Here is a 13,648-nt window from a genome sequence, read left to right as displayed (position 1 = left end):
TCCGGCATCCCGAGTCCTGGAGTCCAGCCGCGTGAGCACCCCTGTCGCAGATACCGTCGAGAACGCCACCGCCACTCCGGAGCGTGATCAGCCCTACGGAGCCCTGGGCCTCAAGCCCGACGAGTACGCGAAGATCCGCGAGATCCTCGGCCGACGTCCCACTTCGGGCGAGCTGGCGATGTACTCGGTCATGTGGAGCGAGCACTGCTCCTACAAGTCGAGCAAGAACTACCTGCGCCGCTTCGGCCAGAAGGTCTCCGACGAGATGAAGACCCGCCTCATGGTCGGCATGGGTCAGAACGCGGGCGTCGTCGACGTCGGCGAGGGCTGGGCGGTGACCTTCAAGGTCGAGTCGCACAACCACCCCAGCTACATCGAGCCGTTCCAGGGCGCCGCGACCGGCGTCGGCGGCATCGTCCGCGACATCATCTCGATGGGCGCGCGCCCCGTCGCAGTCATGGATCAGCTGCGCTTCGGCGCCATCGACCACCCCGACACCGCCCGCGTCGTGCACGGCGTCGTGAGCGGCATCTCGTTCTACGGCAACTGCCTGGGCCTCCCGAACATCGGCGGCGAGACGGTCTTCGACTCGGTCTACCAGGGCAACCCGCTCGTCAACGCCCTCGCAGTGGGCGTCATGCGCCACGAGGACATCAAGCTGGCCAACGCCACCGGCGCCGGCAATAAGGTCGTGCTGTTCGGAGCCCGCACGGGCGGCGACGGCATCGGCGGCGCCTCGATCCTCGCGTCCGACACCTTCGCCGACGGCGGACCCACCAAGCGCCCCGCGGTGCAGGTCGGCGACCCGTTCGCCGAGAAAGTGCTGATCGAGTGCTGCCTCGAGCTGTACGCGGGCGAGCTCGTCGAGGCCATCCAGGACCTCGGGGCCGCGGGCATCTCGTGCGCCACGAGCGAGCTCGCCGCCAACGGCGGCTCGGGCATGCGGGTCGACCTCGAGAACGTGCTGCTGCGCGACCCCTCGCTCACGCCCGAGGAGATCCTCATGAGCGAGAGCCAGGAGCGGATGATGGCGATCGTCGCGCCCGAGAAGCTCGACGCCTTCCTCGCCGTCGTCGGCAAGTGGGATGTCGAGACGAGCGTGCTCGGCGAGGTGACCGGCGACGGCCGCCTGCAGATCTTCTGGCACGGCGAGCAGATCGTCGACGTCGACCCCTCGACCGTCGCGGTCGACGGCCCCGTCTACGACCGCCCGGTCGCCTACCCGACCTGGATCGACGGCCTGCAGGCCGACTCGGCGGCATCCCTCCCCCGTGCCACCGACGGCGACGCGCTGCGCGACGAGTTCCTGCAGCTCGTGGCGAGCCCGAACCTCGCCGACACCTCGTGGATCACGAACCAGTACGACTACTACGTGCTCGGCAACACGGCGCTGAGCTTCCCCGACGACGCCGGCATGATCCGCGTCGACGAGGAGTCGGGCCTCGGTTTCGCGATCGCCACCGACTGCAACGGGCGCTACTGCCAGCTCGACCCGTACGCGGGCGCACAGCTGGCCCTCGCCGAGGCCTACCGCAACGTCGCCGTCACCGGCGCGAACCCCACCGCCGTCACCGACTGCCTCAACTTCGGCAGCCCTGAGAACCCCGAGGTCATGTGGCAGTTCGGTCAGGCCGTCGACGGCCTCTCCGACGCGTGCCTCGAGCTCGGCGTGCCCGTCACGGGCGGCAACGTCTCGTTCTACAACCAGACCGGCGACCAGCCGATCTTCCCGACCCCGGTGGTCGGTGTGCTCGGCATCGTCGACGATGTCGCCCGCCGCATCCCGTCGGGCTGGCAGGACGCCGGCGAGAACATATACCTGCTCGGCACGACCGCCGAGGAGCTCGACGGCTCGGCGTGGGCCGACACCATCCACGGCCACCTCGGCGGACGGCCCCCGAAGGTCGACCTCGCCGCCGAGAAGCGTCTGGCCGGCCTCATCCAGGCCGCCTCGCAGCAGGGACTCATCTCGGCCGCGCACGACCTGTCGACCGGCGGCCTCGGCCAAGCCCTCGCCGAAGCGACGACCCGCTTCGGCGTCGGCGCACGCGTCTGGCTCAGCGAGATCGTCGAGCGCGACGGCGTCGACGTCGCGACCGCGCTGTTCAGCGAGTCGACCGGCCGCGTGATCGTGTCGGTGCCACGCGAGGAGGACGTCAAGTTCCGCGGGCTCTGCGAGGGACGCGACTACCCCGTCATCCGCATCGGCGTGACGGATGCCGCCGAGGGCGTCGAGTCCGTGCTCGACGTCCAGGGTCTGTTCTCGGTGCCCGTCGCCGAGATCCGCGCCACGTCGCGCGCGACGCTGCCCGCCGCCTTCGGCGAGATCGTCGACGAGGTGCCGACGTCATGAGCGCGTCATGAGCGGGCGCGACCTGACGCCGCCGGGTGAGGACGACGAGTACGCCGGCTTCGCGCGCGGACGCTCGCGTCGCATGCGCGTGACCGCGTGGGTCGCGATCGTCTCGCTCATCCTCGTCGGCGGCGGCTCCACCGTCTTCGCGCTGCTCTTCGGCTGATACAGCTGCAGGACTCGTGGGGCTGCTGTGGCCTCACAGCCGGTTCGACCGCGCACCAGCACCACCGATCCGACAGGTGTATCCCCAGCCGGGACGAAGACGGGACTCGGCGAGGTGCGTAGGCTGAAGGGGTGGATCCGATCCTCATGCTCGCGGCCGAGTGGTGGTGGATCGCGCCGGCGGGAGCCAGCGCGGGCGCCCTCGGCTGGGCCGGCCTGCGCCGGGGACGACCGTCGCAGCATCGCCTCGAGCTCGATGCCGCGCAGCTCGACCTGCGCCGGGCGCAACAGGCTGTGACGCACGCTCGCGCGCAGCTGAAGGTGGCCCGCGCGGAACTGATGCGCGCCCAGGCCGAGAAGGCGACCCCGCGCGCGACAGCCGGAGCGGTGCCGGAGGCCCGTCGCCGCCTGCAGATCGCTGAGCGTCAGGCGCGCGCCGCCGTGGCCGAGCTGAAGGCGCGCCGCGCGGGCGTGCAGGCGGCGCGAGCGATGATGCCGACCTCGCGCAAGGAGGTCGACCGGATGCCGCTGGCCCGGCTGATGGCCGAGCACGACGTGCTTCTGGCGCGGTGGATGGACTACGAGACGGATGCCGCGAAGGCGATCGGGTTCCCCATGATGCTCGATGCCCGCTGGCCGCCGATGGACCTCTTCCTTCGCGAGCACCAGCAGGCGTCGTGGCTGCGACCCGCCTCGCGCGATGTCCGCATGTCCCCGGCCGATTACAGCGCCTACCGCGAAGCGGTCCGTCGGGCGACCCAGGCGTTCGACGCCGCGGAGCGCGCCGCCCGGCAGGGCACGCCGCGCGAGCTGCCCGAGCCCGACGACCGTCCGGCCGATTGGGCGGAGGTCGCACAGGACCTTCTCGACAACGCCCAGCGCGCCATCACCCGGTCGACCGAGATGTGGAACCGGATGCGGCGCGATCGCCCCGACCGCCCCCGGCGTCCCTCATCACCCGAGTGACACAGCGCCCCGGGGCTAGCATGGCGGTGTGGATGGATTCTGGTCCGGACTGTGGCAGTTCGCCGGCAACTACTGGTGGCTGATCTTCATCATCGGACCCGCAGCCGGCGGCGCGGCGAAGGCTCTCGAACAGTCCGCGCGGCGACGGCACAAGCGCCGTCTCGAGATCATCCGCGCCAAGGCCGAGGCGAAGAGCATCGTGCGCTCCGGTGCCGTCCGAGCCGGCGACGCGTCGCCGGTCGCCGCGGATGACGAACAGCTGAGCACCGGCGCTCGCCTGCAACAGCTCTTCGACGCCCATGACGACCTGACGCACCGCTGGCTCGAGTACGAACTCGATGTCGCGAAGCTCATCGCCTTCCCGGCCATGAGCGACGGACGGCAACCGCTCACCGCCGCGTTCCTGCGCGCGAAGAAGGTCGCTGACGGCCTGCGCCCACCGACGACGTCAGCGCGCATCGGTTCCGCCGACCTGACGGCCTACCGCGATGCGCTCACCGACGCCGAGGTCGCCTTCGACGTCGCGGAACGCGACGCCCGCCGTCAGCGCGATCGGGCCTTCAGCGAGCCGGAGCGCCGCCGACTCGACACGGCCAAGCGTCTGCTCAACGTCGCGGTGGACGAAGCTGCCACGCCCGCCGAGCGCCGAACGGCGTACGAGCGCGTGCGAGCCGAGCTCGACGGGCTCATCGCGGTGTCGGATGCCGCGATGGAGCGTCTGGCCGAGAAAGCTGCCCTGCAGCTGCCGCCGACGGCATCCTGACGCACGAAACCCCCCGGGGAGGCCCCGGGGGGTTTCGTTGTCCGTCAGACGGGATCAGCTGGTCTGGAGGCCGTCGACCTGGCTGCCGTACTCCTCGAGCCAGGCGGTGATCGCCTCGGCTTCCTTGCCCTCGCCGTACTGGTTGACGACCATGTCCTCGAGCGCCGCGTACTGCTCGTCGTCCAGCTTGATCTTTCCGATCAGCTCAGCCGCCTCGGGGTGCTCGTCGGCGAAGCCGGACGTGGCGAGGAAGTGCAGCGCCTCGGTGTCGCCCATCGCACCGCGCGGGTCTTCGAGGTCCTTGAGGCCGTAGCGCTCGTTGGCCCAGAACGGACGCCACGAGGTCACGACGATGTCGCGCTGCGCCGCGATCGCGGTGTCGAGCTCGGTGAGCATCGCCGCGGTCGACGAGGTGACGAGCTCGTACGTGCCGTCGAGGCCGTACTCGGGGATCATCGACTCCTGCGTCTGCTTGGTCAGACCCGCGCCCGGCTCGATGCCGTAGATCTGGCCGCCGAAGCGGTCGGCGTTGGCGGCGAGGTCCTCGATCGAGGTGATGTCGACGTACTCGGGCACCGCGATCGTGAGCTTGGCGTTGTCGTAGTACGCGCCGAGGTCGTCGATCTGGTCGCCGTAGCGCTCCATGTACGAGGCGTGGGTGAGCTCGGGCCAGGCCGACGGGTAGATGTCGACGTCGCCCTGCGCGAGACCGGCGTAGAGCGGGCCCGCCTCGGTGAGCTCCTGCATCTCGACGGTGTAGCCGAGCTGCTCGAGCTGGTTCTCGAGCAGGTACGCGGTGCTGAGGCCGTCGGTCCACGAGGGCAGGTAGCCCAGCGTGATGGTTCCCTTGCTGTCGCCGTTCTCGCCAGAGCCGCCTTCGGCCTGGTTACCGCTCGCGCAGCCGGCCAGGGCGAGGGATGCCGCGGCGCCGAGCGCCACGATCCCGGTGAGGTGTCGCTTGTTCATCGTGTGCCTTCCGTATGGATTCATTTCGTTCCGTATGGGTGGTGCAGGGAGGATACGTTCGGATGCCGCGGGGTCAGGCGGCGGGGGCGAGCTCGCGCTTCTCCGCGGCAGTGGCGGCGGCCGCGGCTGTCCGGCGACGGCCGATCACGCCGAGGATCGACCCCTTCTGGCCCTTCATGTCGCCGAGGGCGGAGGTCAGGCGATCGAGGTAGATCGCGAGGATGACGACGCTGAGGCCCGCCTCGACACCGGTGCCGATGTTGACGGTCGACATCGCCTGGACGATCTCCTTGCCGAGCCCGGGCGCACCAGCGATACCGGCGATGACGGCCATCGAGAGCGCGAGCATGATCACCTGGTTGACGCCGGTCATGATCGTCGGCATGGCGAGCGGCAGCTGCACGCCGCGCAGGATCTGCCCCGGCGTGGCGCCGAATGCGTGCCCGGCCTCGACCGTCTCGGAATCGACGCTGCGGATACCGAGCTCGGTCAGGCGCACGCCCGGGGGAAGCGCGAAGATCACGGTCGCGACCAGACCCGGTACGAAGCCGATGCTGAAGAACACGATCGCGGGGATCAGGTACACGAACCCGGGCATCGCCTGCATGAGGTCGAGCACGGGCTTGATCACCGCGCTGAAGCGGTCGCTGCGGGCGGCGAGGATGCCGAGTGGCACAGCGATGACGACGGCGATGACCGTCGCGATGACGACGAGCGCGAGCGTCTGCATCGCGGTGACCCACTGTCCGACGCCGAGGATGATCGCGAACGAGATCGCGGTGCCGATCGCGAACTTCCACGACCGCAGGAACCAGCCGAGCAGTGCTGCGACGACGATGACGACGACGATCGGGGCGCTCAGCAGCAGGTCGGCGAGCGAGCCGACGAGCCAGCCGACGGCGGTGGAGATCGCGCCGAGCAGCCACGAGACGTTGTCGCGGATCCAGTCGACCGCGACCTCGGCCCACTGGCCGAGCGGAATGCGGTAACCATCCATCAGCGCACCTCCCCGTTCTGGAGAGCGGCGCCGTCGACGGCGGTCGCCTCCGCGAGCACCTCGTCGATCGCGGCCTGCGGCATCGGCTGCAGCGGGATCGTGATCTCCTCTGTCGCGCCGGGGCCGGGGCCGAGGGCGGCGAGCAGGGTGATGCGGGGGATGACGCCGACGAGGCGCCCGTCCGCATCGGTGACGGCGAGCGGCAGCGGCGACTCGACGGCCGGGACGAAGAGGTTCATGAGGACCTCGTCCTGGCTCACGGTCTGCGGCGCGGGCTTGATGACCGACGACAGCGCCGACTCGCCGCGGCGGACGAGCTTGACGGCGTCGCGGTCGGTGACGACACCCAGCAGCTTGCGGTCGCGGCCCACGACGTAGGCGGCCGACATGAAGGCATCCCGCATCTGCTTGAGGGCGACGCGCGGTCCGGCGGACTCGGCGACGACGGGACGCGGCCGCTCCATGACGTTCGCGGCCGTCAGCACACGGGCACGGTCGACGTCCTGCACGAACTGCTCGACGTAGTCGTTGGCCGGGTCGGTGAGGATGTCTTCGGGCGTGCCGATCTGCACGATGCGGCCGTCACGCATGACCGCGATGCGGTCGCCGAGGAACATGGCCTCGTTGAGGTCGTGCGTGATGAAGATGATCGTCTTCTGAAGCTTCTGCTGCAGTTCGAGCAGCTGCTCCTGCATCTCGCGGCGGATGAGCGGGTCGAGTGCGCTGAACGCCTCGTCCATGAGCAGGATGTCGCTGTCGGCGGCGAGCGCGCGAGCGATGCCGACACGCTGCTGCATCCCGCCGGAGAGGGCGGACGGGAGCTTGTCGCCCCAGCCCTCGAGTCCGACGAGGGAGAGGATCTCCTCGGCCTTCGCGAGGCGCTCGGTCTTCCCGACGCCGCGCAGCTCGAGCGGGTAAGCGACGTTCGCGGCGACGCTGCGATGGGGAAGCAGCGCGAAGTGCTGGAAGACCATCGCGATGCGCTCTCGACGGATGCTGCGCAGGCGAGCGGGGGCGACGTCGGTGATCGAGTCGCCCTTCACCGTGATCGTTCCGGCGGTGGCGTCGTGCAGCCCGTTGAGCATGCGGATCAGAGTCGACTTGCCCGAGCCGGAGAGGCCCATGATGACGAAGATCTCACCGGGCTGGACGGTGAAGGAGGCATCGATGACGGCGGCGGTCCCGGCGTCGGCGATCTCGTTGCGCTGGGCTCCGGCCCGGAGCTTCTCGACGACGGACTTCGGGTTGCGCCCGAAGACCTTGTACAGATTCTTGGCTTCCAGAGCGGGGGAAGTCGCTTCCCCCGGAGAAGACGGACTGGTCACAGGTCACCTCGGCAGCCGGTGCAGGCTGCATCGGTTACGCCCGGGTGGCGACCTCCTGGCGCGCGTCTCGCGACGGCGTCTCGGCTGCGGATGTCGGATCCACGAGCACAGGCCGCCGACCATACGTTCGCCGGTCTGGCACCCCCAGGGTTGCCACCAGCGACCGCGGACTGGTCGGGTAGTGGCCCGCGGCGGGCCTCATCCAACGTTTCACGTTCGGGGGTCAGTCGCAAATCGGATTCGGGATTTGACCTCTGATCGGCCATTCCGATATTCGCGCGCGCACGCGCAGGTGTCGTCGAAGCGACTGAGCCTCAGTCCGCGATGTCCTCGGCCGCGATGCGGTGATGCCGGATGACCTCGGCGACGACGAACCCGAACCACTTCTGGGCGAACTCGGGGTCGAGGTCGGCCTCTTCGGCGAGACGCCGCAGGCGAGCGATCTGCCGCTCCTCCCGGCCGGGGTCGGAGGCGGGCATGCCGTGAGTCGCCTTGAGCTCACCGACCTGCTTCGTGCAGCGGAACCGCTCGGCCAGCATGAAGACGAGCGCGGCGTCGATGTTGTCGATGCTCGCCCGCAGTCGGTGGAGTTCGGTCGTGGCGTCGGTCATGGTGGCTCCTTCCCTCGCCGACCCTATCTGCTCGGCAGGCGCTCGCGACCCCACCGCGAGCCGTGAACCCCGCGCCTAGAGTGTGACCATGACGAAGCCTCGCTCGAACAGCCCAGCTCCCGCGGCGCCCTCCGCTCCGGTGGCCGGGCCGGCCACGCGTGATCAGCCCATCTGGGGCGCGCTGTCCCGGCCGTTCGCGGCCGGCTTCTTCCTGGCGCTGGGAGCCCTCGCAGCGATCGTCCTGGGGCTGGCGGTCTCCAGCCTGTCGACGGTTCTCATCTACGTCGCGATCGCACTGTTCGTCGCCCTGGCGCTCGACCCCGTGGTGCGGTTCCTCGTGCGGCGCGGCATCCCGCGCGCCTGGGGCATCGTCATCACGTTCGCCGCGCTCGCGCTCATCATCGCCGGCATCCTGTGGGTCGTCCTGCCGCCGGTCGTCCGCCAGGTCGAACAGTTCGCGAAGGACGTGCCGTCGATCGTCAACGACATGTTGCGCAGCGACACCGTGCGCTGGTTGGAGAGCACCTTCGGCGACAGCCTGAGCGACGTGCTCAACGAGGTGCAGAGCTTCGTGACCAACCCGTCGAACATCGCGGCGATCGGCGGGGGTCTGCTGCAGGTCGGCGTGAACGTCGTCACGGCCATCTCGGGTTCGATCATCGTGCTGGTGCTGAGCCTGTACTTCCTCGCATCGCTGCCCCGCATGAAGAACGCGCTCGTTCGCATCTCGCCCGCGCGTTCGCGCGCGACCGTCGCCGACATGACCCGGCAGATCACCGAGTCGATCGGTGGCTACCTCTCGGGCATGGTGGTACTCGCGCTCATGAACGCGACCTTCGCGTTCATTCTGCTGACGATCCTCGGGGTTCCGTTCGCGGCGCTGATGGCCGTGCTCGCATTCGCGATCACGCTCATCCCGCTCGTCGGAACCGTGATCTTCTGGGTGGGCGCCTCGGTCATCACGCTGCTGACGAACCCGACCGCCCCACTGCCGGCGATCATCTTCGCCGCGGCCTACCTGCTCTACATGCAGGTCGAGGCATACGTCCTGACGCCGCGCGTCATGAACCGGACGGTGTCGGTCCCGGGGTCGCTCGTGGTCATCGGAGCGCTCGTCGGCGGCACCCTTCTGGGCCTGCTGGGCGCGCTCGTCGCGATCCCGGTCACGGCGTCGATCCTGCTCATCATCAACCAGATCGTCATCCCGCGTCAGGACGCGAAGAAGCTGCCGCACTGAGCCCCGCGGTGGGGGCACGCGATCACGCGACCGGCAGGATGCAGGTCGGGCTCGGGGCCGCTACACGATGGCGCACGCGGCCGGGAACCCCGGTGCGCGGGTCGCGCGTCATCGAGACCACCTCGCTCGAGAGCTGTCCCGCGACGAGCAGGGTGTCGCGCACGACCACGTGGTGGCGCGGCCAATCGACCCCCGCATCGACGAGCGCGAGCTGCTCGAGTCGATCACCGGCACCGCGGACGCGGAGCACCCCGAGGGTGTTGCTGCCGCGGACGCCCGCGTAAACGGTCTCGCCGTCGGGTGTCATGGCGATCTCGGCCGCCGTGTCGTCGTCGAGGGCTCCGAGGAGGCCCGTCGCCGACAGCATCCGCCATTCACCGGCGCGGTCGGCGCCCAGCACGAACACCTCGCGCGAGAGCTCTGTGAGCACGTACAGGTGGCCGCTCGGGTGCCAGAGGGTGTGACGGGGGCCGCTCCCGAGCGGCAGGGCGACCTGCTGGACGAGCCGGAGCCCCCGCGGGTTGTCACGCCAGAACCGCACGAGGTCGAGACCCATGTCGGTCGTCACGATCAGACCGCCCGGAAGGTGTCGCGCCTGGTGCGAGCGCGAGGGGCGTGCGGCCTCGGCATCCTGATCGGGACCGGGATGCGGCGGCGCCGGCACGTCTGAGCCGGGCACCAGGTGCGCGAACTCGGGTCCGGCCGCCTCTCGAAGCGCCCGCGCGGCGGCGGCGAGGTCGAGGTCTTCTGCGGCCGGCTCGGCGGAGGCGTCCGGTCCGTACGGGTCGACGGCCGCTGGCGCGATCACCGGAGCCGACGGGATGCCGGCGTCGTCGAGGCGCATGCGGACGACACGTCCGTCGCTCCAGCAGCTCGCGATGAGCGATGCTCCGTCGGGCGCGACGGCCACGTGGCACACGGCCTCGCCCGCCGGGACGGGACGCCCGAGCGGCGCCCACGCGTCGGGGCCGGTGCGCCGGTAGGCCTGCACCTCGCCGCGGAACTCGAGCGCGGCGTAGACGACATCCCGGCGCGGATGGCGGGCCACCCACGACGGCGACGACGCGGCGACGACCTCGGGCCGCAGCGAGAGCTGACCGTCGGCGGTGGCGCCGTCGGGATCGCCGGCGTGCAGCAGGCCGATGCCCGCGGCCTCGCCGCCCATGTCGGCGGTGTAGCCGCCGAGCAGCAGCCGCACGTCAGTCGACGAGGTCGTGGCGGACGATCACGGCGTCGCGGGCGGGCCCGACGCCGATCACCGAGATGCGCGTGCCGCTCATCTTCTCGAGCGCCAGGACGTACTCCTGGGCCGCGGTGGGGAGATCGTCGAACGTGCGAGCCGTCGAGATGTCCTCCTTCCACCCGGGGAAGTACTCGAGGACCGGCTTGGCGTGGTGGAAGTCGGACTGGTTGACCGGCACCTCGTCGAATCGCTGGCCGTCGACGTCGTAGGCGACGCAGACCGGGATGCGGTCGAGGCCCGTGAGGATGTCGAGCTTCGTGAGCACCAGGTCGGTGATGCCGTTGATGCGCGTCGCGTAGCGCGTGATCGGGGCGTCGTACCAGCCGACGCGGCGGGGGCGGCCGGTCGTCGTGCCGAACTCGAAGCCGCGCGAGCGGAGGAAGTCGCCGTTCTCGTCGAACAGCTCGGTCGGGAACGGACCGGAGCCGACGCGCGTCGTGTACGCCTTGACGATTCCGACGATGCGGTCGAGGCGGTTGGGGCCGACGCCCGATCCGGTCGCGGCACCACCGGCGGTGGCCGACGACGAGGTGACGAAGGGGTACGTGCCGTGATCGACGTCGAGCATGGTGGCCTGACCGCCCTCGAAGACGACCACGTCGCCGTTGTCGAGCGCCTCGCTCAGCAGCAGGCCGGTGTCGCAGACCATCGGGCGCAGGCGTTCGGCGTACGAGAGCAGGTCTTCGACGATCTCGTCGGCGGTGATCGCGCGACGGTTGAAGACCTTGACCAGCAGGTGGTTCTTCTGGTCGAGGGCGCCCTCGACCTTCTGCCGCAGGATGTTCTCGTCGAACAGGTCCTGCACGCGGATGCCGACGCGGTTGATCTTGTCGGCGTAGGCCGGCCCGATGCCGCGGCCGGTGGTGCCGATCTGACGCTTGCCGAGGAAGCGCTCGGTCACCTTGTCGAGCGTGCGGTGATATTGCGTGATGAGGTGCGCGTTGGCGCTCACCTTGAGCCGGGAGATGTCGAGCCCGCGCGCCGACAGCGCCTCGAGCTCGGCGAACAGCACCTCGAGGTCGACGACGACGCCGTTGCCGATGACGGCGTTGACGCCCGGCGAGAGGATGCCGCTCGGCAGCAGGTGCAGGGCATACTTCTCGTCACCGATGACGACGGTGTGCCCGGCGTTGTTGCCGCCGTTGAACTTGACGACCCAGTCGGTGCGGTCGCCCAACAGGTCGGTGGCCTTGCCCTTGCCCTCGTCGCCCCACTGGACGCCGACGATGACGATTCCCGGCATGCGGATCTCCCTTTCTGTCGAGGAGGGATTGCACCCCATCCTATCGACACGGACGCAACCCCCTTACGGAGATCGCGGCGCGCGCGCCAGGGTGATGGCGCAGATCGGATGTATCGATCGAACACGCAAGGAGGAGGGTCTCATGCACCACCGGCTCGCCGCAGCGGTCGGCGCGGTCCTGTTGCTGCTGACATCGTCGTTCGCGCTCACGGGGTGCGGGCTGTCGATCCCCGCCGACCCGTCGGGCACGCTCGCCTCGGTCGAGGGCGGCACACTGCGGGCCGGGGTCTCCCCCGACGGTGAATGGGTGCAGGTCGACGGCGACGAACCGCAGGGCAGCGAGCCCGATGCGATCCGAGCGTTCGCCGACTCGCTCGACGCCGACGTGGAATGGGCGGTCGGCTCGGAGGAGGCACTGGTGCGCGAACTCGAGAACGGCGGGCTGGACCTCATCGCGGGCGGCATCACCGACCAGACGCCCTGGACCGACAAGGCGGGAGTCACGCGCCCGTATGCCGAGGCCACGGCGAAGGACGGCAGCACGCTCAAGGTCGTCATGCTCGTGCCGCTCGGCGAGAACGCGTTCCTCTCGCGCCTCGAGACCTTCCTCTCGGAGCGGGCGAAGGCGGGCGAGCTGTGAACCGGTCGGAGGTGCGATTCGGGCAGACGGAGCTGCCGCAGCGTCAGGTCGAGGTGCTGCGTCGCGCCGTGCGGCTCGAATGGGTCACGATCGGATTCCTCGCGGTGACGGTGACCCTCGTCTTCCTCGTGCTCGGCAATTCCCAGGCGATGAAGGCGGCGTGGATCGAGGATCTGCTGTCGTTCATCCCGCCGCTGGCTTTCCTCATCGCGATCCGGGTCAACCGGCGCCGGCCGACGCTCAAGCATCCGTACGGCTATCACCGCTCGGTCGGGGTCGGCCACCTGGTGGCGGCCGTCGCCTTGACCACGATGGGCACCTACCTGATCGTCGAGTCGGCGATCGGGCTGCTGAGCGGCGAGCACCCGACGATCGGGACGGTCGAGCTGTTCGGCGCGTCGATCTGGCTCGGGTGGCTCATGATCGGCGTCATGGCGATGACCGCCGTGCCGCCCGTCCTCCTCGGGCGCGCGAAGCTCAAGCTGGCGCGCGAGCTGCACAACAAGGTGCTCTACGCGGATGCCGATATGAACAAGGCCGACTGGATGACGGCCGTCGGCTCGATCGTCGGCGTCACCGGCATCGGTCTCGGCCTCTGGTGGCTCGACGCGGCAGCGGCGCTGTTCATCGCGGCGGGCATTCTGCGCGACGGGCTGAAGAACCTGCGGGCCGCGATCGTCGACCTCATGGATGCGCGGGCGACGACCTTCGACGACGCCGAGCCGCATCCTCTCGCGGGCGAGATCGACGCGTACCTCGCCGGCCTGCCGTGGGTGTCGGCCGCGGGCAGCCGGGTGCGCGACGAGGGCCATGTGTTCCACGTCGAGTCGTTCGTCGTGCCGCGGGACGGGCGGATGCCGAGCCTCGGTGAGCTGGAGGCGGCGCGCGAAGGCTGCGTCGAGCTCGACTGGAAGGTGCAGGACATCGTGCTGGTGCCGGTGCGCGAGCTGCCGATCGTCGTGCCGGTCAGCGAGTGACGAGCTTGCGCAGCGCCAGACAGCGAGAAGATGCCGGAATCGGCGGACCAGTTTCCACCGCTGTCTGAATTCATCGGGTCACTGACAGTATCGAGTTCGTGAGGCGCGACTATCTGGGGCGTGGCGCGCTGGCGGCATCCGCGATGTTCCTGCCGGGGATCG

Annotated in this window: 13 protein-coding genes; 7 read left to right on the top strand and 6 right to left on the bottom strand. The window is 69.8% G+C overall.

The features are described 5' to 3' along the window. Positions 1–31 precede the first annotated feature (31 nt). The 4 genes from purL to VC184_RS00665 all read left to right on the top strand — a co-directional run bounded on the left by purL (position 32) and on the right by VC184_RS00665 (position 4,247). Entirely contained in the window at positions 32–2,353 is a 2,322-nt protein-coding gene (gene purL, locus VC184_RS00680) for a phosphoribosylformylglycinamidine synthase subunit PurL (RefSeq protein WP_323986977.1), read from the top strand. A gap of 7 nt (positions 2,354–2,360) precedes the next feature. Beyond that, positions 2,361–2,519 (top strand): hypothetical protein, encoded by a 159-nt coding sequence (locus VC184_RS00675; RefSeq protein ID WP_162815495.1) that lies wholly within the window; start codon positions 2,361–2,363, stop codon positions 2,517–2,519. Positions 2,520–2,650: 131 nt separating this feature from the next. Further along, positions 2,651–3,484 carry an efflux RND transporter periplasmic adaptor subunit gene (locus VC184_RS00670; protein ID WP_323986976.1) on the top strand — a complete coding sequence of 278 codons (834 nt, stop codon included), beginning with the start codon at positions 2,651–2,653 and terminating at the stop codon, positions 3,482–3,484. Between the two features lie 28 nt (positions 3,485–3,512). Then, the gene (locus tag VC184_RS00665; RefSeq protein ID WP_274178074.1) at positions 3,513–4,247 is read left to right on the top strand and encodes a hypothetical protein; all 735 of its coding nucleotides are present in this window, start codon (positions 3,513–3,515) and stop codon (positions 4,245–4,247) included. A 54-nt stretch (positions 4,248–4,301) separates the two neighbouring features. On the opposite strand, the gene VC184_RS00660 is transcribed toward VC184_RS00665, so the two are convergent. The 4 genes from VC184_RS00660 to VC184_RS00645 form a co-directional block, all read right to left on the bottom strand. Then, entirely contained in the window at positions 4,302–5,213 is a 912-nt protein-coding gene (locus tag VC184_RS00660; protein WP_120263833.1) for a glycine betaine ABC transporter substrate-binding protein, read from the bottom strand. Between the two features lie 73 nt (positions 5,214–5,286). Continuing rightward, entirely contained in the window at positions 5,287–6,210 is a 924-nt protein-coding gene (locus VC184_RS00655) for an ABC transporter permease (protein WP_323986975.1), read from the bottom strand. After that, a complete protein-coding gene (locus tag VC184_RS00650) occupies positions 6,210–7,535 on the bottom strand; it encodes a quaternary amine ABC transporter ATP-binding protein (RefSeq protein ID WP_269266842.1) in 1,326 nt (441 codons plus the stop codon). The genes VC184_RS00655 and VC184_RS00650 overlap by 1 nt, the downstream gene beginning before the upstream one ends. A 314-nt stretch (positions 7,536–7,849) precedes the next feature. Beyond that, a complete protein-coding gene (locus VC184_RS00645) occupies positions 7,850–8,146 on the bottom strand; it encodes a chorismate mutase (RefSeq protein WP_023953263.1) in 297 nt (98 codons plus the stop codon). A gap of 88 nt (positions 8,147–8,234) precedes the next feature. On the opposite strand from VC184_RS00645, the gene VC184_RS00640 reads away from it, so the two are divergent. After that, complete coding sequence (locus VC184_RS00640) at positions 8,235–9,383, top strand: AI-2E family transporter (RefSeq protein ID WP_274178072.1); 1,149 nt, start codon at positions 8,235–8,237, stop codon at positions 9,381–9,383. Between the two features lie 22 nt (positions 9,384–9,405). Here VC184_RS00640 and VC184_RS00635 read toward each other — a convergent pair whose 3' ends face one another. Then, entirely contained in the window at positions 9,406–10,581 is a 1,176-nt protein-coding gene (locus VC184_RS00635) for a lactonase family protein (RefSeq protein WP_323986974.1), read from the bottom strand. Position 10,582: 1 nt separating this feature from the next. Further along, on the bottom strand, positions 10,583–11,869 hold the full coding sequence (locus VC184_RS00630) for an adenylosuccinate synthase (protein WP_114588888.1): 1,287 nt from the start codon (positions 11,867–11,869) through the stop codon (positions 10,583–10,585). Positions 11,870–12,011: 142 nt separating this feature from the next. Here VC184_RS00630 and VC184_RS00625 point away from each other — a divergent pair, with 142 nt between their 5' ends. Continuing rightward, positions 12,012–12,509, top strand: a complete 498-nt coding sequence (locus VC184_RS00625; protein WP_323986973.1) for a transporter substrate-binding domain-containing protein — start codon at positions 12,012–12,014, stop codon at positions 12,507–12,509. Further along, on the top strand, positions 12,506–13,486 hold the full coding sequence (locus VC184_RS00620) for a cation transporter (RefSeq protein ID WP_274178068.1): 981 nt from the start codon (positions 12,506–12,508) through the stop codon (positions 13,484–13,486). Before VC184_RS00625 ends, VC184_RS00620 begins: the two co-directional genes overlap by 4 nt. The last annotated feature ends 162 nt before the right edge of the window (positions 13,487–13,648 follow it).

It is taken from the genome of Microbacterium plantarum (assembly GCF_035231185.1).
Classification (GTDB): domain Bacteria; phylum Actinomycetota; class Actinomycetes; order Actinomycetales; family Microbacteriaceae; genus Microbacterium; species Microbacterium plantarum.
The sequence above is the reverse complement of the archived record's forward strand: the minus strand, read 5'-3'. Positions and strand labels throughout refer to the sequence as shown.

Bases quoted from the DNA above. Each gene is read 5' to 3' on its own strand.
- VC184_RS00675 (WP_162815495.1), top strand. From the start codon at position 2,361: ATGAGCGGGCGCGACCTGACGCCGCCGGGTGAGGACGACGAGTACGCC.
- VC184_RS00660 (WP_120263833.1), bottom strand. From the start codon at position 5,213: ATGAACAAGCGACACCTCACCGGGATCGTGGCGCTCGGCGCCGCGGCA.
- VC184_RS00655 (WP_323986975.1), bottom strand. From the start codon at position 6,210: ATGGATGGTTACCGCATTCCGCTCGGCCAGTGGGCCGAGGTCGCGGTC.
- VC184_RS00645 (WP_023953263.1), bottom strand. From the start codon at position 8,146: ATGACCGACGCCACGACCGAACTCCACCGACTGCGGGCGAGCATCGAC.
- VC184_RS00640 (WP_274178072.1), top strand. From the start codon at position 8,235: ATGACGAAGCCTCGCTCGAACAGCCCAGCTCCCGCGGCGCCCTCCGCT.
- VC184_RS00630 (WP_114588888.1), bottom strand. From the start codon at position 11,869: ATGCCGGGAATCGTCATCGTCGGCGTCCAGTGGGGCGACGAGGGCAAG.
- VC184_RS00625 (WP_323986973.1), top strand. From the start codon at position 12,012: ATGCACCACCGGCTCGCCGCAGCGGTCGGCGCGGTCCTGTTGCTGCTG.